Annotated in this window: 20 protein-coding genes and 1 pseudogene; 13 read left to right on the top strand and 8 right to left on the bottom strand. The window is 36.9% G+C overall.

Features of this window, described 5'->3' with window-relative positions:
* Genes GZA11_RS11210 through GZA11_RS11200 form a run of 3 tightly spaced genes read left to right on the top strand, consistent with a single transcriptional unit; the run spans position 1 to position 1800 of the window.
* Complete coding sequence (locus GZA11_RS11210; protein WP_038534910.1) at positions 1-585, top strand: cob(I)yrinic acid a,c-diamide adenosyltransferase; 585 nt, start codon at positions 1-3, stop codon at positions 583-585.
* Positions 575-1081, top strand: a complete 507-nt coding sequence (locus tag GZA11_RS11205) for an ECF transporter S component (protein WP_163183855.1) — start codon at positions 575-577, stop codon at positions 1079-1081. Before GZA11_RS11210 ends, GZA11_RS11205 begins: the two co-directional genes overlap by 11 nt.
* Positions 1078-1800 carry an AIR synthase related protein gene (locus tag GZA11_RS11200; RefSeq protein ID WP_038534913.1) on the top strand — a complete coding sequence of 241 codons (723 nt, stop codon included), beginning with the start codon at positions 1078-1080 and terminating at the stop codon, positions 1798-1800. The genes GZA11_RS11205 and GZA11_RS11200 overlap by 4 nt, the downstream gene beginning before the upstream one ends.
* 13 nt (positions 1801-1813) lie before the next feature.
* Here GZA11_RS11200 and GZA11_RS11195 read toward each other — a convergent pair whose 3' ends face one another.
* A complete protein-coding gene (locus GZA11_RS11195) occupies positions 1814-3913 on the bottom strand; it encodes a transglycosylase domain-containing protein (RefSeq protein WP_163183853.1) in 2100 nt (699 codons plus the stop codon).
* 182 nt (positions 3914-4095) lie between these two features.
* Between GZA11_RS11195 and GZA11_RS11190 the strand changes: the two genes are divergently transcribed.
* On the top strand, positions 4096-4362 hold the full coding sequence (locus tag GZA11_RS11190; RefSeq protein WP_163183851.1) for a phage holin: 267 nt from the start codon (positions 4096-4098) through the stop codon (positions 4360-4362).
* A 337-nt stretch (positions 4363-4699) separates the two neighbouring features.
* Here the strand turns inward: GZA11_RS11190 and GZA11_RS11185 are convergent, their stop codons facing one another.
* Positions 4700-5005 carry a hypothetical protein gene (locus GZA11_RS11185; protein ID WP_163183849.1) on the bottom strand — a complete coding sequence of 102 codons (306 nt, stop codon included), beginning with the start codon at positions 5003-5005 and terminating at the stop codon, positions 4700-4702.
* Between the two features lie 119 nt (positions 5006-5124).
* Here GZA11_RS11185 and GZA11_RS11180 point away from each other — a divergent pair, with 119 nt between their 5' ends.
* Genes GZA11_RS11180 through GZA11_RS11170 form a run of 3 tightly spaced genes read left to right on the top strand, consistent with a single transcriptional unit; the run spans position 5125 to position 9112 of the window.
* Entirely contained in the window at positions 5125-6723 is a 1599-nt protein-coding gene (locus tag GZA11_RS11180) for a spore germination protein (protein ID WP_407938559.1), read from the top strand.
* Positions 6720-7934, top strand: coding sequence for a Ger(x)C family spore germination protein (locus GZA11_RS11175; protein WP_163183845.1), 1215 nt, complete (start codon positions 6720-6722; stop codon positions 7932-7934). The genes GZA11_RS11180 and GZA11_RS11175 overlap by 4 nt, the downstream gene beginning before the upstream one ends.
* Before the next feature lie 38 nt (positions 7935-7972).
* Positions 7973-9112: a GerAB/ArcD/ProY family transporter gene (locus GZA11_RS11170; protein WP_163183843.1), complete on the top strand. Its 1140-nt coding sequence runs from the start codon at positions 7973-7975 to the stop codon at positions 9110-9112.
* A 127-nt stretch (positions 9113-9239) separates the two neighbouring features.
* Here the strand turns inward: GZA11_RS11170 and GZA11_RS11165 are convergent, their stop codons facing one another.
* On the bottom strand, positions 9240-9743 hold the full coding sequence (locus GZA11_RS11165) for a GNAT family N-acetyltransferase (RefSeq protein ID WP_163183841.1): 504 nt from the start codon (positions 9741-9743) through the stop codon (positions 9240-9242).
* A gap of 189 nt (positions 9744-9932) precedes the next feature.
* Complete coding sequence (locus tag GZA11_RS11160; protein ID WP_081905006.1) at positions 9933-10085, bottom strand: YpzG family protein; 153 nt, start codon at positions 10083-10085, stop codon at positions 9933-9935.
* Positions 10086-10290: 205 nt separating this feature from the next.
* Here GZA11_RS11160 and GZA11_RS11155 point away from each other — a divergent pair, with 205 nt between their 5' ends.
* Positions 10291-11154, top strand: coding sequence for a GNAT family N-acetyltransferase (locus GZA11_RS11155; protein WP_235924987.1), 864 nt, complete (start codon positions 10291-10293; stop codon positions 11152-11154).
* Between the two features lie 56 nt (positions 11155-11210).
* On the opposite strand, the gene GZA11_RS11150 is transcribed toward GZA11_RS11155, so the two are convergent.
* Both GZA11_RS11150 and GZA11_RS11145 read right to left on the bottom strand, forming a co-directional pair.
* A complete protein-coding gene (locus GZA11_RS11150) occupies positions 11211-11948 on the bottom strand; it encodes an OmpA family protein (protein WP_163183839.1) in 738 nt (245 codons plus the stop codon).
* A pseudogene (locus tag GZA11_RS11145) lies at positions 11945-12301 on the bottom strand (MotA/TolQ/ExbB proton channel family protein); the annotation flags it as partial. The pseudogene GZA11_RS11145 and the gene GZA11_RS11150, both read right to left, overlap by 4 nt.
* Before the next feature lie 93 nt (positions 12302-12394).
* Here GZA11_RS11145 and GZA11_RS11140 point away from each other — a divergent pair.
* The 4 genes from GZA11_RS11140 (at position 12395) to GZA11_RS11125 (ending at position 15625) form a co-directional block, all read left to right on the top strand.
* Entirely contained in the window at positions 12395-12736 is a 342-nt protein-coding gene (locus GZA11_RS11140) for a hypothetical protein (protein ID WP_038535043.1), read from the top strand.
* A 60-nt stretch (positions 12737-12796) separates the two neighbouring features.
* The gene (locus GZA11_RS11135; protein WP_235212152.1) at positions 12797-13600 is read left to right on the top strand and encodes a sigma-70 family RNA polymerase sigma factor; all 804 of its coding nucleotides are present in this window, start codon (positions 12797-12799) and stop codon (positions 13598-13600) included.
* A 180-nt stretch (positions 13601-13780) separates the two neighbouring features.
* Positions 13781-14716 (top strand): manganese-dependent inorganic pyrophosphatase, encoded by a 936-nt coding sequence (locus GZA11_RS11130; protein ID WP_163183835.1) that lies wholly within the window; start codon positions 13781-13783, stop codon positions 14714-14716.
* 342 nt (positions 14717-15058) lie between these two features.
* Positions 15059-15625, top strand: coding sequence for a DNA-3-methyladenine glycosylase I (locus GZA11_RS11125; RefSeq protein WP_163183833.1), 567 nt, complete (start codon positions 15059-15061; stop codon positions 15623-15625).
* A gap of 53 nt (positions 15626-15678) precedes the next feature.
* On the opposite strand, the gene serC is transcribed toward GZA11_RS11125, so the two are convergent.
* Together serC and GZA11_RS16520 are read right to left on the bottom strand one after the other, a co-directional pair.
* Positions 15679-16776 carry a 3-phosphoserine/phosphohydroxythreonine transaminase gene (gene serC / locus GZA11_RS11120; protein WP_163183831.1) on the bottom strand — a complete coding sequence of 366 codons (1098 nt, stop codon included), beginning with the start codon at positions 16774-16776 and terminating at the stop codon, positions 15679-15681.
* A gap of 144 nt (positions 16777-16920) precedes the next feature.
* Positions 16921-17082 carry a hypothetical protein gene (locus GZA11_RS16520; RefSeq protein WP_163250558.1) on the bottom strand — a complete coding sequence of 54 codons (162 nt, stop codon included), beginning with the start codon at positions 17080-17082 and terminating at the stop codon, positions 16921-16923.
* 271 nt (positions 17083-17353) lie between these two features.
* Between GZA11_RS16520 and GZA11_RS11115 the strand changes: the two genes are divergently transcribed.
* Positions 17354-17980, top strand: a complete 627-nt coding sequence (locus GZA11_RS11115) for a TetR/AcrR family transcriptional regulator (protein ID WP_038535049.1) — start codon at positions 17354-17356, stop codon at positions 17978-17980.
* Positions 17981-18008 lie beyond the last annotated feature (28 nt).

Below are 18008 nucleotides of genomic sequence, written 5' to 3'. Positions count from 1 at the left end.
ATGAGAATTTATACAAGAACAGGGGATAAAGGGAAAACGAGTTTAATTGGCGGTAGGGTAGATAAGGATGATATCCGTGTAGAAGCATACGGAACAGTGGATGAAGTGAATTGCTTTGTTGGTCAGGCCATACAAGAATTGGATCCGGAACTTTTTCACGATGTATTGGCAGATCTAGAAAAAATTCAGCATGAATTATTTGATTGTGGTGGCGACCTAGCAAATGTGTCGAAAAGACGCGAAGGAAAGCTTCAAAAAGAGTCCGTCGAATATTTGGAAAAGAAAATTGATGAATATATGGAAGAGGCGCCCGAACTTGAACGGTTTATTTTACCTGGAGGATCGAAACCTGCAGCTACCATTCATATTGCAAGAACGGTAACAAGAAGGGCGGAACGCTTAGTGGTAAAGTTGGAAAAATCGGATTTGCCAGCCCCTGAAATTACCTTGCAATATTTAAACCGTCTATCCGATTATTTCTTCGCATTAGCACGAGTAGTGAATCATCGATTGAATGTAAAAGATGTGGAATATGTGCGAAGTGCAAAAGTGTTCAGGGAAGGTAAGAGAAAAGATGAGAAATAACCTTATAGGAAAAAAGTTGATCTGGCTGTCTATGTTTATTGCATTGTCGGTAGTTGGTGCCACGATCAAAATTCCAGCCATCGTTGGCTCCATCGCACTTGATTCATTCCCAGCTCTTCTGGCTGCATCGATTTTGGGTGGAGGCGCCGGTGCGGTTGCTGGTGCATTGGGACATTTGATTTCAGCGATGTTGAGCGGTTTTCAACTAGGCCCGATGCATTTTTTGATTAGTATGGAAATGGCTATTCTTGTATCGATGTTTGGTGTTTTTTGGCATCATCATAAAAAGGTTGTAGCTTCTCTCTTTTTTATTTTAGGAAATTCGTTCATTGCACCGCTGCCATTTCTGTTTATCCTTGGCAAAGGTTTTTATTGGGCTGTCCTTCCTTCCTTAATACTTATGTCTGCCATGAATACAGGATTGGCATTATTATTGATCCCGCGGCTTGTCCCAATCATCTCTAATCGCTTGTTTAAAGGTGAGATCAAAGGATGAGAGATATTCTTACCATTCCTTTTGGGTATGAAGATTCTTTAATTATTTCAAGTGATAATAGCGGTGCTATAGGGATGAAGCAGGGCGACCTTGTTCATGTCCCTTACGAAACATTGGCCTATTATTCACTTAGGGTCGCAGCAATGGAATGTATCGCTGCAGGGGGAGAACCAATTAGTGTAGTCCTCCAAAATTTTTGTGGGGATGAACATTGGGAAGAATTGGTTCGTGGGATACGGAAAGGGTTACACGAACTGGAATTGGCTCAAATCCCCATCACAGGTAGTACAGAAAGTAATTTTCAGCTGAACCAGTCAGCAATTGGGCTGTTCATTGTCGGTAAACAACATATTAGAGGCACCAATGAGGTGTATGAGTACAACGAAAATTGGAAACTAGCTGTTATTGGTGTACCGTTGGTTGGAAATGAAGTGATTGAACAAGAACAACATGTTGTCCCACTGTCTATTTTTCGAAGGTTAAGCAGGCTGAACCATGGGATTATTTGGCCTGTTGGTTCTAAGGGGATTTTATATGAACTAAACCAAATGTTTGATCAAGTCCGTTTTACAAAAGAACAAGTTATAACAGAACTTGACATTGTTAAATCATCCGGCCCGGCAACATGTTTCATTATGGCTTATGCGGGTGATATGGAAGAAAAAATGAAAGAAATTGCAGGGGAATATTTTCATGCAATGAAAATAGCACGCCGGTAGTCGGCGTGCTTTATTATCGTGCTTCCTGTAATTTTTCAATAATGGAATTGACTCCTTTACCTATTTGGTACATAGTTTCGTCCAATTTTCTTTTCCACTCAGGGGCATTTTCTTTAATGGTTTCCCCTATTTTTTCTGCGTGTTCATTTAACTCTTTACTTATTTGTTCCGCTTGTTCTCGGATTTTTGAATAAGGGTGGGATTCACCCGCTAACAAAGAATTAACAGAAACGACCTCGAAATTTTCTTTCGGTAAATGTGTGAGTGATGTTTTCATTATTTCCTTAAAAATCGGCACAACATTTGCAGAACTGGAGCTTGGAAGATAGTGCTGTCTGTCCGTTTGATCAAAGCCGATCCAAACGGCTCCGACAAGATTCGGGGTATATCCGACCATCCATTGATCTTTTGTACCATTAATATCATTGTATGGTAACTGGGTAGAACCCGTTTTAGCGGCTATTTGCACCCCTGGAATCCGGGCCTTTTGACCAGTTCCCGATTCAACCACATTTAATAGCATAGAGGTCATTTCATTCGCGACCTTTTTGGATGTAACTTTAGTTGTTTCTGCCTCATGTTCTGCAATAATGTCACCAGTTGGGCCGACAATTTTTGTAATGAGATGACTATCTTGCCGTTTTCCTTCATTGGCAAAAGCAGAAAAAGCATTTGCCATTTGTAGAGGAGATACCCCCTTACTCATTCCACCTAAAGCAATAGCCAAGTTTTTATCCTCATTTTCAACTTGGATGCCAAATTCCTCTAATGATTCAAGCCCTTTGTTCAAACCGATTTGATCTAAAAGCCATACGGTTGGTACATTTAATGATTCCTCTAAGGCCTTATACATCGGAACCTTGCCTTGATAGGTTTTGCTGAAATTTTCTGGTTTATAATTTCCAAAGCTCATCGGTTCATCTACTAACTCGGAGGAATAGGAGTAACCTTCTTCAAGAGCAGGTGTGTAAGCAACAAGCGGTTTAATAGTAGAGCCTGGCTGAGCTTTTAGCTGTGTTGCCCGATTGAACCCACGGAATACCGTTTCCCCACGTCCTCCTACAAGGGCAAGGACTCCTCCTGTATGAGGATCCATTAACACGGAGCCACTTTGAACCATTTTACCTCCCATACTTCTAGGGAAAAGGGAGTTATTTGCATAAACCTTCTCTAATCCTTTCTGTAAGTTTTGGTCCAATTCCGTATAAATCCGGTAGCCTCTAGTTAAAATTTCATCTTGAGTCAGACCATATTTGGTGATCGCTTCGTTTATTACGGCATCCACATAGTATGGATACTTACGGTCGACAAAGCTTCCTCCTCCATCTTTGAGACGAATTTTTTCCTTTTTGGCCTGATTGTATTGTTCATCAGTAATCATCCCATGCTCTTTCATTTTTGCTAAAACAACGTTTCTTCTCTCAATCGCTTCATCATAATTCTTATAAGGATTATAGTAGTTCGGTGCTTGAAGGAGACCGGCTAATAATGCAGCTTCACTAATCGTAACGTCCTTAATATTTTTATTAAAATATTTCTTCGAAGCATTCCCAATTCCCCAGGCACCACTACCAAAATATACTTGGTTCAAATACATTTGGAGGATTTCATTTTTTTCATATTCTTTTTCAATTTTTACTGCTAAAAATAATTCTTCCGCTTTACGTTTATAGGTTTGCTCTGGGGAAAGAAGTGCGTTCTTTGTCAATTGTTGGGTAATTGTACTACCACCACCAGTAATCCTTCCAGCAATTAAATTTTTAAAGAAGGCACGTGCAATTCCTTTTAAGTCAAAACCATTATGTTCATAAAAACGTTCATCTTCAATCGCCACCACTGCATTAGGAATATGTTTGGGCAGTTCTTCTATTGACACACCGACTGTTCGGTTTGTGATAGCATTTGTCGCGATTTGACCATTCCTATCATAAATAACTGTCGGCTGACTTAATCCATCCTTTAGTGATTGAACATTGGTACGTGCTGCGAGCCAGCCAAAATAAGAAATCGTTCCTAAAATGGTCACGAGAATGAGTAAAAGCAATAATTGTGTTAAGTGTTTCTTTTTCCAGAAACGCAATATCATTTCCCAGTAGGTATTTAGCTTTTCCATATTCTCACCTTACCTTTTTGGGGATGTTGTGACTTTATTATAAATATTTCAATTGAAAAAGACCAATGATAGCTTGTTTTGGGTATGAAAAATAGCGTATAACGTGATATTCGTGGACTACCGAGATTGGTCACACGCATATGTTATTAGAAATAGTAAGCTTGGGGGAAGGGGTTGACAAAATGATAAATTGGAAGGTCCGTTTAAAAAATCGGAATTGGGTGATTGCCTTTATATCTCAGCTTTTTATAGTGGCCCAAATCATTTTAGGGGGATTAAATTCCTTAGGAGTAACCGATTTTCAACTCTCTGAGGCAGTAGAAGATTGGATCCTCACTTTGGTTAATGCTGTATTTGTTATTCTTTCAATGTTGGGAATTGTTCAAGATCCAACGACAAAAGGATATGGCGATAGTTCAAGGGCTATGCAATATAAAGATCCTAATTAACAACAGGTGAGTGAGAGCGCCGCCGCATTCATTCATATTATATTCCGTCTCTTTTTTTAGAAAAAGGACGACTAGATAATAAAGAAGTTAGGGAAAAGTAGGCTGCAACCTATAAACTAAAAACAAATGTTATCATACAGTTTTGCTTAATTTTAAAGAGGAATTTCCCACTTTGTTGTTGGAAAGGAAACACTGCAAACTTCTGTGGGAATTTGGGGCAGAGAGCTGGAAGTGTGTTAGAGACTGTTTCAGATTTACATCCACGAAAAGTAAAACAATTAGTTCGGTCATTTACCGACAAGGTTTATTATAAACAAAATGAGGGTGCTCCAAAAAGTTATCCTTTTGGGGTACCCTCATTATTTGGTTGAGATGGACTTTGTCGTTTCTTGTTTAGATAGAAACCAATCATATCTATAATAAAGACAAGAAATAAAAGAAACAAAATAAAATATTCATTTGGTTCCATCACTTTAAATGGGTTCAATGCTGTTGCAATAATGTTTTTTTCCGTCAAACCCATTATAAAATCCATGGCAATGATAACAGAAAATAGCCCAAAACTTAGTAGTGTTGTGACAAGAATTAGTTTCACAAGGTTCACACCTTTAATATTCGCTTTAATGTTTATAGTATAAATCATCGTCTAATTCCTAATCCTTCACTAAAGGATAAACAATTGGACTATTTGGATAAAAACAGGACATTTGGGCAATATAACCAATATAACTTTGTTGAAAAGGTGAGGAGGAAGTGGTGTCTATTTTATCAAATTGGCGAAAAAACAAGAATAAAAAAAGGCAAAATGATAATTACCGTCAAGAACTAGATCCGCAGAAACCTGAAAATCAAGTTATTTTAAGGAACATAGATGAGAATATATTCCGTATTAAAGGGGAATTAGGAAATAGTTCAGATTTGGTATTCCGTGATTTTAAGCTCGGCTCACTGAGAGGAACAGCCATTTATATTGATGGTTTGGCGGATAACCAAATGATCAGTGATTTTTTTTTAGAGAGTATTTCAGATAGTAAGGTAGATAGTAATCAAAATTTGTTTGAAGTTCTAATGCGTAAAACGATCGGTCTTGGTAATATTCAAACCATTACAAATTGGAATGAAGTGTTTGATTCATTTCTGTCAGGAAATACATTGTTTTTTTTAGATGGATATAATCGTGCCATTGATGTAGAAACAAAAGGGTGGGAAAAGAGGGCAATCACTGAACCAACCACCCAACTTTCCATTCGGGGGCCAAGGGATTCATTTACCGAAACCATACGCACGAATACAGCCTTAATACGTCGGCGGATAAAAAGTCCTAATTTATGGCTTGAGCCAATGAAAATTGGGACGGTAACACAAACAGATATTGGAATCATGTATATAAAGGGAATAGCCAATGAGAAAATTGTAAAAGAAGTCAAGGAGAGACTAAAACGGATTGATATTGATTCTGTTCTTTCCTCAGGTTATATTGAACAGTTAATTGAAGATCAAACTTGGACCAATTTCCCCACTACATATCATTCAGAACGACCGGATATCGTTGTCTCTCAACTGCTCGAAGGAAGAGTGGCGATATTAGTGGATGGTTCTCCATTTGTAGTTACTGTCCCTGCGTTATTTATTCAATTTTTTCAGTCGCCTGATGATTACTATTCCCGATTTGATATATCTACAGCCATTCGCCTTTTACGTATTTTGTCATTTTTTATTTCATTCATCGGCCCTTCCCTATATATTGCAGCAACGACGTTCCATCAAGAGATGATACCAACTACTCTTCTTATTGCCATTGCCGCCCAACGAGAAGCGGTTCCCTTTCCGGCATTTGTCGAGGCTTTTATCATGGAAGTTACGTTCGAAATATTGAGGGAAGCAGGACTTCGTCTCCCAAGGGCGGTTGGACAGGCTGTATCAATCGTAGGTGCACTTGTTATTGGACAGGCTGCGGTTCAGGCAGGGTTTGTATCACCTGTGATGGTAATTGTTGTATCCATTACGGCCATTGCTAATTTCTCAACGCCTGTTTTTTCAATGGCAATTTCCGCAAGATTATTGCGATTTATACTTATGATTCTTGCCTCGATTTTGGGATTTTATGGACTTTTATTAGGAGTCACTTTTATAATGATTCATTTATGTTCATTAAGGTCTTTTGGCATTCCTTACATGATGCCATTAGCTCCATTTAGTCTTCGTGGTCAACAAGATGTATTTATTCGTTTTCCTATTTGGGCGATGAAAAATAGGCCTAAATTTATTAGTAAGGGTAATTTAGCCCGCACTGGGGAGAACCAAAAACCTGGACCACCTTCACAAGGTCAAGATCAAACGAATAAGGGGGATCAAGGATGAAGAAAAAAATACTGACTACATTAATCATCTTCCTGTTGACCCCTGTTCTCAGCTCTTGCTGGGATCAAAATGAAATGACAAATTTGGCCTTTATCATGGGCTTGGGTATTGATAAAGGAAAAAATAAAAAATATGATGTTTCATTTCAGATCATCCTTCCAAGAAACGTTTCTTCTAGGGAAGGAGGAAACGTATCTCAAGGACCACCCATTACTGTCGTGAAATCTCCTGGGGATACGTTAACAGAAGCATCCAGAAATGTTCATAAAATAGTTGGAAGGCAATTATATTATGCCCATACAAATTTGGTTGTGGTGAGTGATAAAGTTGCCAAAGATAAAAATTTAATGCTTGGAATTTTTGATGCCTTAACAAGGGATCCGGATTTTCGTAGAACAGCCCAAATTGTGATTGCTCAAAAGGTCACAGCAGAAGATATTTTGTCCGCGTTATCAATAACAGAACAAATGCCGGTTAACAAAATAACAAAGCAGATTCAAATTAGTGAAAAGGTATTAGGAAAAGATATAAAAATTGATATTGATAATTTTTTGGATGGAATTATAAGTGAAGAAAGAGAGTCAATAGCAACTGGTTATATAGTTAAAGGGAAGAAGAATTTAATAGGGACCCCAAAAAGCATTGAAAATTCTAAGGTTTCAGCCATCATTATGGCTAACGGATTAGCTGTTTTCAGACAAGGGAAATTAGTAGGATGGATGGATGGTGATAAATCTCGAGGGGTCAACTGGGTAACGAACAAGTTGAAAAATACGGAACTAAATTTGGATTGGGAAGGAAAAAAAAATGTGATTAATTTTGTGCCACTAAGGTCAAGAACTTCTACCTCCGTCCGCTTTATGAACAAAAAACCAATCTTTCAAGTATCAATAAAAACGGAAGGATGGGTCAGTGAGGCAAATGCGCCCATCGATCTGGAAGATCCAAATGAACTGACGAAAATTGGGGGAATCGCGGAAGAATTTATCAAAAATGATATCCGTAGAACTGTGCATGAAGCACAAAAACTAAAAAGTGATATTTTTGGTTTCGGAGAAAAGGTTCATCGTAAAAATCCAAAACTTTGGAAAGAATTAAAAGGAAATTGGAATGAACATTTTGCTGAATCAGATGTAAAAGTGAAAGTAGAGGTATACGTACGACAAGGGGGTGTTCGGACAAACCCATTTTGGGTAGATTTAAAAAAATGAAGTTGACATCATGATTGAAAGTGGGAGGGCAGTAGAAAATGGAGAATGCAAAAATCAATGGATCTCAATTATTTGTTTTAATTGTTTTATTTGAAATGGGGAGCGCCATTCTGTTTAATTTGGGAGGCGAGGCGAAGCAAGATGCTTGGATAGCCATTTTATTAGGTCTATTGGGAGGAATTCTCCTCTTTCTGATTTATTACCGTCTATATAAATTTTTCCCGGACCTCCCTCTTACTAGCTATGCTCAAAAAATCACGGGAAAATGGATTGGGAAAATCATAGGATTCCTCTATATTATTTATTTTTTGTACATCGCTGCCAGGGTGTTGCGCGATTTTGGATCCCTGCTAGTTTCAGCTTTCTATATGACTACCCCCCTTTTTGTCATTAATACACTAATGATGTTAACAATTTTTTATGCGATCCATAAGGGGATTGAAGTCATTGCCAGAGTTGGACAGTTTTATATCATGGTTATATATCTTTTGGCGATTGTGGGATTTATTTTAATTATTTCTTCAGGAGAGATAAATTGGGGAAACCTTTTGCCCATTTATGAAAATGGTTGGAGGCCTATTTTTAAAGCGTTTATTGGACAAACATTAACGTTTCCATTCGGTGAAATGATTGTTTGTACGATGTTGCTCCCATTTGTTAATGATCAGAAAAAAGCAAAGTGGACCTGTTTGGGTGGGATAATATTAGCTGGCATCAATATAACCATTACAGTCATCATCAATATTTCTGTTCTTGGTGTAATACCATTGTCACGCTCCTCCTTTCCTCTTTTAAATACAATTGGGAGGATTGAAATAGCTGAATTTATTCAACGGCTAGATGTTTTTTTTATGATTTATCTAGTGATTGCCGGGTTTTTCAAAGTGACGATTTTTTATTATGCTGCAGTTGCGGGGAGTGCGGATCTTTTTCAATTAAAAAATCAAAGGATTATTACTTATCCAATCGGATTATTAATTTTAATAGCATCTTTAACGATTGCGGAAAGTTATTCCGAACATGTTGAGGAAGGTTTGAAATATGCTCCTTACTTTATACATTGGCCAATGCAAATTATTTTGCCCATTATTCTACTTATTATTGCTTTTATTCGATATAATAAGAAGGGAAGCTCACCATCTGGCGAGCAGGGGAATCAGGGCAATCAGGGCAATTAATTGTATCAAATCCTCGTCTCTAACTGTTGAGAGGAGGATCTTTTTGTCATGATGGATTTTCTTTAAATACCTAAAGTTTAAATCTTTTAGCAAGTATTCTATTTCGCTAATCAAAGAATAATGGTATTTATCCTATTCTTTTTCCAAGGATCAGTAAATCTCTTTCTACACGGTCCAACTCTGCCACTTTCGGCAGATGAGCCCATTTCTCAAAACCATGGCTGTAAAATAACTTTAAACTAGGTTCATTATGGGCAAAAATAAATCCAAGTAAGGTTTTTATATGTAATTTTGGACAGTCATCTATTGCTTTTTGGAGAAGATATTTGCCTAATCGTTTTCCTCGATAATCCGGATGGATATAAATGCTGATTTCAGCTGTAGCCTGATAGGCAGGTCTCCCATAAAACGATTGAAAACTTAGCCATCCACAGATTGTTCCATGTTCCTCTACAACCCAAAGTGGGCGAAATGTTGGTGAGTGTTCATGGAACCATTGAAGTCGATCTTTCACATTAACCGGTTCTGTATCCGCTGTCACCATTCTACTTGCAATGGTGGAATTATAAATATCAATAATGACTGGTAAATCTTCCAGTTTTGCGTCTCTAATTTGGTAATCTTGATACATGGGATCTCTCCTAAAGGAAAAATAAATAAACTTGCTTTTTATGTTAATCGATCCTATTCTTTTCATCAATAAGAAAAATCCTATACAAGGAGAAAAACCTCTTCCTGATCAACATGATCAAGAAAAGGTTTTTCTTGCATTTTTGGAAGTAAAAAGGATACTTCCGCTAATCGTTTCTATGCTAATCCCTTACCAGCGGTGGGCCTTAGCATTAGTCCTTAAGATGATGGAGGATACTGTGCCTCGAGTTTGGCCGTTAACCTGTGACTTTTGATGTTTTGGTCTTGTCCAGGTATGAAGAAACTTCGCTGACTGTGCGTCAATTCCATCTCTGTAGCTCATCCAATCACCTCATCTTAGGATTTTGAAACGATGATATTCAAAAAGAATATCTGTTTTATCTTTTGTTATAAGAAGAAAAAATAAACACTTTTGAACAGTATAAATGAATTTCAAACTTTTATTTTTTTTATTTCGAAATAATATTCAAATTATTTGCATTATTAATAAAAGAGAGATGATCCGTTCATATTAAGGGGGAGTATAGATGGAGATAAATTTTAAAAAATTAACGGAGTGTAGAATAGAAGACATTATAAAGGCATGGAACCGCGGTTTTGAAGGCTATTACATTAAAATCGAAATGACTCCTGATACTTTTTTTCATCGAATGGTCAATGAAGGATTATCCATGAATCTTTCCTTTGTGGCATTTCATGGAAAGGAGCCTGTCGCTATTCTTGTGAATGGGATCCGAACATTAAACGGAAAGAAGATGGCATGGAACGGAGGAACTGGGGTTGCACCGGAATACCGAGGAAAAGGGGTTTCAAGGCTATTAATGGAAGAGGTCCTTAAGATCTATGAAAAAGAGGGGATCGAAGTCGCCACCTTGGAAGCCATTAAAGAAAATGAAAGAGCTATTCGTTTATACAAACGTTTTGGTTATGAAATAGTCGATTCGCTTGTTTTATTAAATGGAACTCGAGAATTTGCCACTAAACTGGACACATCCATTCAGGTAAAAGCCATTCGCCCGGAACAGCTTTCCCAAAAACCGTTTTATCATGAAAATGTACCATGGCAGTGTCAGTGGCAAAGTGTGAAAACTGGTGAGTCTCAAATTTATTATGACAGTGAGAACAATATTCTTGGTTATTGTTTGTACAGAAGAATTTGGAGTAAAGAAGGCAAAGTAGAAAAAGTGATTATCTACCAGCTTGAGCTATTTTGCGAGATACATAGGGAGATCATGGATATGATTCTTTTCAGTATTTCAGGTGAGGTAGGCAATCAAGTGGAATTTATGACAATAAATAGCTCGTTATCGAATCCGGCCATTCAATATTTACAGGCAAACGGTTTTCAAAAAACAACAGAACAGGTGCAAATGGTGAAAAGGATGAATTAGAATGACAAAAATGCTGACACTCTAAGATTACGATCTTTTAAGTGTCAGCATTTCTTTCATGATGATTTATTTACTCTTAAAATGACAATATTAACTCTACGGTTCGATTGTTTATGTTCTTCTGTATCATTTGGATAGAGTGGCTTGAATTCTCCATATCCCACAAACTGCATTCGGTCTTGGGAAATGCCTTTAGAGGCAAAATAGTGAAGGACGCTAACAGCTCTGGCCGAAGAGAGCTCCCAGTTGGATGGAAATTTAGAATTTTTTATTGGTACATTATCTGTATGGCCTTCAATACTTATTGGGTTTGAAACAGTTTTAGCTAAATTCACTAACACATCTAAGGTTGGGTAGGAAGATTCCTTTAAATCGGCTTTCCCTTGATCAAATAAGATGACTTCCTTTAAGGCGATTTCTACACCCCTTTTTGAATCTTGCAAAGTAATAACTGCCTGCAAATTGTTTTCTGTGATAAACTTTTCTAATTTTGATAGTAATTCATCAAGTTCGGCCTGTTCTTTCCTCGCTTCTTCCGAATTTTCCTCAACAGGCTTTTTATCTGCTGGAAGCTGAACAGAAAGACTTGTAGTATGATCAATTTTTGTACCAGTTAGCTCAGACTTAAAGGATTCCATAATCGATCTAAACTTCTCTGCGTCAATAATACTGGATGCAAACAGAACGATAAATAATGCCAATAATAAAGTTAGAATGTCCGCATATGGAATAAGCCAAGATTCATTAATATGTTCTTCATGCTCATCATCAAATCTTCTCCGCTTTTTCCTCATGATTCATCCTCCATTACCATTTCAAGATATTTCCGTTCTTTTGGAGGAAGAGAGGCAGATAATTTCTTTTCCAAGGCACTTGGGGAAACTCCTTTATAAATAGCAAGCAACCCTTCGATGGTTAGAAGCTTCAATTCTTGCTCTCTTTTTGAAATCCGTTTTAATTTGTTTGCCAAAGGGTGCCAAAGTACATACCCGGAAAAAATACCAAATAATGTAGCAATAAAAGCTGCTGAAATGGAATGACCAATTTCGTTTACATCTTCTAAATTTCCGAGTGAGGCAACCAGACCAACGACTGCCCCAAGTACCCCTAAAGTCGGGGCATACGTTCCAGCTTGTGTAAAAAAAATGGGGACAAACTCATCAAGCCCCATTAAAAGGTATTAAAGGCTTTTTTGAAAAAATATTATCACTGGGCAAAATGACATAGAGGTGATGACTTGATGACATCAAAATGGCGCCATCAAGCGATTTTAGGATTGTCGGCATTCCTGTTGACCTTTTTGTTCTCTATTTTTAATAACACTTGGCTAACCGCTTTATTATGGGCAGCTATCGGGTTTTTACTCTTTTTCATATTAGGAAGTGTAATTCGGCTCGTAATCAATCAATCTATTTCGAAACAGCAATTAGATACAAGTGAATTTCTGAAAGTAGAAAAAACTCAAAAAGAGGAGACTCTCGCGAACGATTCCATTGAGAATCCGATGAAAGAAACATCATTTCATGCCGTCCCACTAGATGCTTTACATGGGAGAGAAAAAACGAAAACGGAAGCACCTTGAAAAATGAAAAATAGTAGATTACTAGTATTTTGCACAAAGCAAATCAAGGGGGGATAGGCTTTGAAACCTTTAGTGAATGATCCCATACCTCATTATCCATTATGGAGAAAGTATCGGGAGAATCTTGACTTTGTTTCACAGGATCATTTAGTAAGGCAATACAGTTATTTAGTAGAGCAGATGGCTAATCGTATGAGCTCATGTATTCCTCAGCGAATTATTTCTAAGGAAGATTTAATGGGACTTGGTTATATCGGATTAATCGAAGCGATCAAGAAGTTTGATTACAAAAAGGGATACCAATTTGAGACATTTGGGTTATGGCGCATTAAAGGGGCTATGCTCGATGGCATTCGCAAAATGGATTGGGTGCCTCGCGGTATAAGAGAAAAAGCCAAAAAAATGAATGCCGCTATAAGTCAACTAGAACAAAAATTAATGAGAACACCGACGGAGACAGAATTAAGTCAATTTTTGGAGATGTCCCTAGATGAAGTGGATCAAGTGATGTCTGCTTTAGCGTTATCCACTCTGCTTTCACTGGATGAACCGGTGAACACCAATGATGAAGATAGCAAACAACAAAGTCGTATTGATCAGATTAAGGATGAAACCATCGAATCACAGGAGAAGGAATTGCAAAAATCCGAATTCCGTGAACTGATTGCAGAATGTATCGACAAAATGCCTGAAAAAGAAAGGCTAGTTATCACTTTAATCTATTACGAGGGATTGTCACAAGTGGAAATATCCGAAGTTCTAAATCTGACGAAAGGGAGAATTTCTCAAATTCATTCGAAAGCCATTCTCCGTATGCGAAAGTGTTTAGAAGAAAAAGGATATTCCTTAGATTCATTTATGTAATATTTGATAATCAATCACTGTGGAGTTTTTTAGGTTAATTATTATGAAAATAAAAGATAACTTCACTTAAAATAGTAGATTTTATTTTGAATCCTTTCGCGGAATCATATATAATTTCGGATAGGGAAATACCTTTTTTGGCTTTTCCTTACATTATTACATATGGTTAGGAGTAATAGAATGGAAAAAGTACTTATTTTCGGTCATAAAAATCCGGACACAGATTCTATTTGTTCAGCAATTGCTTATGCAGATTTGAAAAAACAGCTTGGAATGGATGTTGAGCCTGTCCGTCTTGGACAAATTAATGGTGAAACACAATATGCACTAAACCAATTTAATGTAGAAGCACCTCGACTAGTAGAAACAGTGGCAACAGAAGTGAACTCTGTCATTTTAGTTGACCACAATGAGCGTCAGCAAAGTGCGGATGATATTACTGAAGTTCGTATTTTAGAAGTAATTGACCATCACCGTATTGCGAATTTTGAAACGAGTGATCCATTATATTACCGCTGTGAACCAGTTGGCTGTACAGCAACCATTCTAAATAAAATGTATAAAGAACATGGCAAGGAAATTAAGAAAGAGATCGCAGGTCTTATGTTATCTGCAATTATTTCTGATTCTTTGTTATTTAAATCACCAACTTGCACAGAAGAAGATGTTGCTGCGGCTCGTGAGTTGGCAGAAATCGCTGGTGTAGATGCGGAAAAATACGGGCTTGAAATGTTAAAAGCAGGGGCAGATTTAAGCGACAAATCTGTTGCAGAGTTATTGAGCCTTGATGCAAAAGAATTTGATATGGCTGGAAATAAAGTAGAGATTGCTCAGGTAAATGCTGTTGATACAGATGAAATCCTTTCAAGAAAAGAGGAATTAGAAGCTGCCATCAACGAAAAAATTGCCGAAAAAAATCTAGATTTATTCTTATTAGTTGTTACTGATATTTTAAATAATGATTCCATTGGATTAGCTTTAGGTAGCAAAGCAGCTGCCGTAGAAAAGGCATACAACGTTACTTTGACAAATAATACTGCACTACTGAAAGGTGTAGTATCAAGAAAGAAACAAATTGTACCAGTATTAACAGAAGCTTTTACTCAAGGGGTTTAATGGTTTAATGAAAAAATCGTCCATAATCACTACGGTGATTTGGGCGTTTTTTTCCATTCATTTGAAGATCCTCACTTTTTGACTGATGAAGAAAAAATAAACGGTTCAAGCAAATCGTACTTCCCCCTTATGAATATTTCAACTAGTCCCCTGATACCGATTAGGCTTATTCATTTAAACATTCCATGAATTGTCATTATTAATGAATAATTCTATACTTCATTTCACTCTTTATATTTGTACATCAATGTCACACAAAAATGGAGGAAAAAAAGCCTTATTTCTAATTGGAATGAGATGAATGAATAATTATAAAAGCGGAAAAAGAATGGAGGTTTTTTGATGAATCGCTGTGGCTGGGTAAATCAAGATCCGTTGTATATCCATTATCATGATCATGAATGGGGTGTTCCCATATATGATGATCGTTTGTTGTTTGAGTATTTAAACCTTGAAGGGGCACAGGCTGGCCTTAGCTGGTATACCATTTTAAAAAAGCGGGAGAATTACCGGAAGGCTTTCGATAACTTTGATCCAGAAAAAATCGTGATGTATGATGAAAAGAAAGTGGAAGAATTATTAAATAATGAAGGTATTGTTCGAAATAAATTGAAGATTCATGCGGTTATTTCCAATGCAAAAGCTTTTCTAAAGGTAGTTGAGGAGTTTGGATCCTTTCAATCCTATATTTGGTCATTTGTGGATGGAAAGCCGATCATTAATCATTATAAAGAATTAAGTGAGGTCCCGGCTACCACAGAAATAAGCGATAAAATGAGCAAAGAATTAAAAAAACGTGGCTTTAAGTTTGTCGGTTCAACGATTTGTTATGCATTTATGCAAGCTGTTGGGATGGTTAATGATCATCTTGAGTCTTGTGATTTTAAATATACGAATGCAATGAAATAAAGGTCAGAAGATAAAAAGCAAGATTCGACTTGCATTTTATCTTCTTTATTTTATTAACCATTGTGCTTTTGAAATTGAACCATAAATTCACTAAATGCTTTACAAGCTTCATATGGAACGGCATTATACGTTGATGCACGGCATCCGCCAATGGATCGATGTCCATTTACACCAACAAAACCTTCTTTCTTTGCTTCAGACAAAAATTTCTTTTCAAGTTCTTCCGATTGTAAATTAAAAGTAATATTCATCAGTGAACGACTATCAGTGTCAGCGTGGCCGATATAGAATCCATTACTTTGATCAATCACATCGTAAATAAGTTTTGCTTTTTCTTCATTTCGTTTAGCAATTTCTTGGATACCACCTTGTTCCTGAACCCAGCCTAGAACCTCACCAAGCATGTAAATACCGAATGTCGGAGGGGTGTTATATAGGGAGTTGTTATTCACATGGGTGCTGTATTTTAGCATTGTCGGAATATTGGTATTGGCTTGTTCCAACAATTCCTTTCGTATAATCACAACCGTTACACCAGAAGGACCAAGGTTTTTCTGAGCACCAGCATAAATTAAAGCAAATTTGCTCACATCAATTGGCCTTGAAAGAATATCACTGGACATGTCTGCAATTAATGGGACATTTTCAGTGTCAGGAAAAACTTTCCACTGTGTTCCATAAATCGTGTTGTTCGAAGTAATATGTAAATAGGCGTCAGACTGATCGAATATTAGATCAGATAGTTTTGGAATCGTCCGATATTTATCCTCCTTGGTTGACGCAGCTTGATAGACTTCGCCAAACAATTTGGCCTCTTTAAATGCTTTTTCTGACCAAGATCCGGTCATGACATAACTAGCTTTTTTACCACTTTGTAAAAAATTCATAGGAATCATTGAAAATTGAAGACTTGCTCCCCCTTGAAGAAAAAGAATTTCATAATCATCAGGAATCGATAATAATTCTTTCAAACGGGATTTTGCTAGATTATGAACTTCCTCATAAGCAGCACTTCGATGGCTCAATTCCATTACTGACATACCCGTCCCACGAAAATTGACAAGCTCTGCCTGCGCTTTTTCTAGTACAGATAATGGAAGGGCAGAGGGACCAGCATTAAAATTGTACGTCCGTTGAATGTCGAGTTTCATTGTTTTTCTCACTCCCAAAATTTTTTGTTTATATGAATATATCACATTTTTAAAGAATTGCGACAAAATGTTTTAATGCTTTAATAAAAAAAAGCCCAGCACTAAAAAATGCTGGACTGATTTTTACCATCTATTTAAAATTTTTTAATTTGCAGGTCCTTCAAGGAGAAAATCCTTTTTGGGTAAGGTTATAATTTTTCCGCCGATTTGGACGTGAACGGTATCGTTGAAAATGGCTTTAACGATTCCTTTAAGTGAAATCGTGGAATTTACTGAGATTTTTTTCGATTCAGATTGATTGGCCATGTGAATCAACACCTTTCGAATAGATAACCTATATAAATTTACATTATAATATTCGGAAAAATATTTTAATATCCTTCTTTCCCATATAGGTTTTTCAAAAAAATGAAATGCTGCTCACAATCATCATTTAAATGAAATTGAGTAAATAAAAAAGATTATTATAACATGAACTATAGTTCAAGTATGACATGGGATAACAATCAATGTCAATAAAAATGTGAATTATGGTTCATATTTTTTGTTTATGTTATCATTAGGATGAGGTGGTCATATGACAGAGCGTGAAGACCTGCTCGTCGGAAATTTTCCAATAGTTCCTAAGCAGAAAAGGGCACAACAAAAAAGAAATGCTCTTTTAGAAAGTGGAAGAATTTTATTTATTGATAAGGGATATGAACAAACGACGGCAAAAGACATTGCCGCACACGCAGGAGTGGCTACGGGTACCTTTTATCGGTATTTTTCAGACAAACGTCAGCTATTAATGTCCTTATTGGAGGATAAAATAGAAGAATTTTTTCCTCCTGAACCGAGTTGGTCTACGCCTGATCCTGTATCGTTTATAGCTAAGATGTTAGAAGATCATGGAAAACGTTTAAATAAATTCGGGCTTCATAGGGTCCTACAGGAATTATTACCAAAAGATCCTGAATTAGCAGAGGCAATAAGTGAAGCCAGAAGGAAAATTCATTCTAGAATATATTCAGGATTGAAACAAGCATTTGAAAAGGGATGGACTTGGAAAGATTTAGACTTTGATACCGTTTCATGGTCTATCATGACTTTAGTGGAAAATGCTCATGAAAAAGAGGTTCAAGACGGGGGACATGTAGATTATTACCAGTTAGCAAAAGTGATATGTAGGATGGTTTTTCCACCTGAGGTTCATAAAGAATAACGATTTCATAAAAATAAAAAACGAAGGT

The organism is Neobacillus sedimentimangrovi (genome assembly GCF_010614825.1).
GTDB classification, from domain to species: domain Bacteria; phylum Bacillota; class Bacilli; order Bacillales; family Cytobacillaceae; genus Neobacillus; species Neobacillus thermocopriae.
The sequence above is the reverse complement of the archived record's forward strand: the minus strand, read 5'-3'. Positions and strand labels throughout refer to the sequence as shown.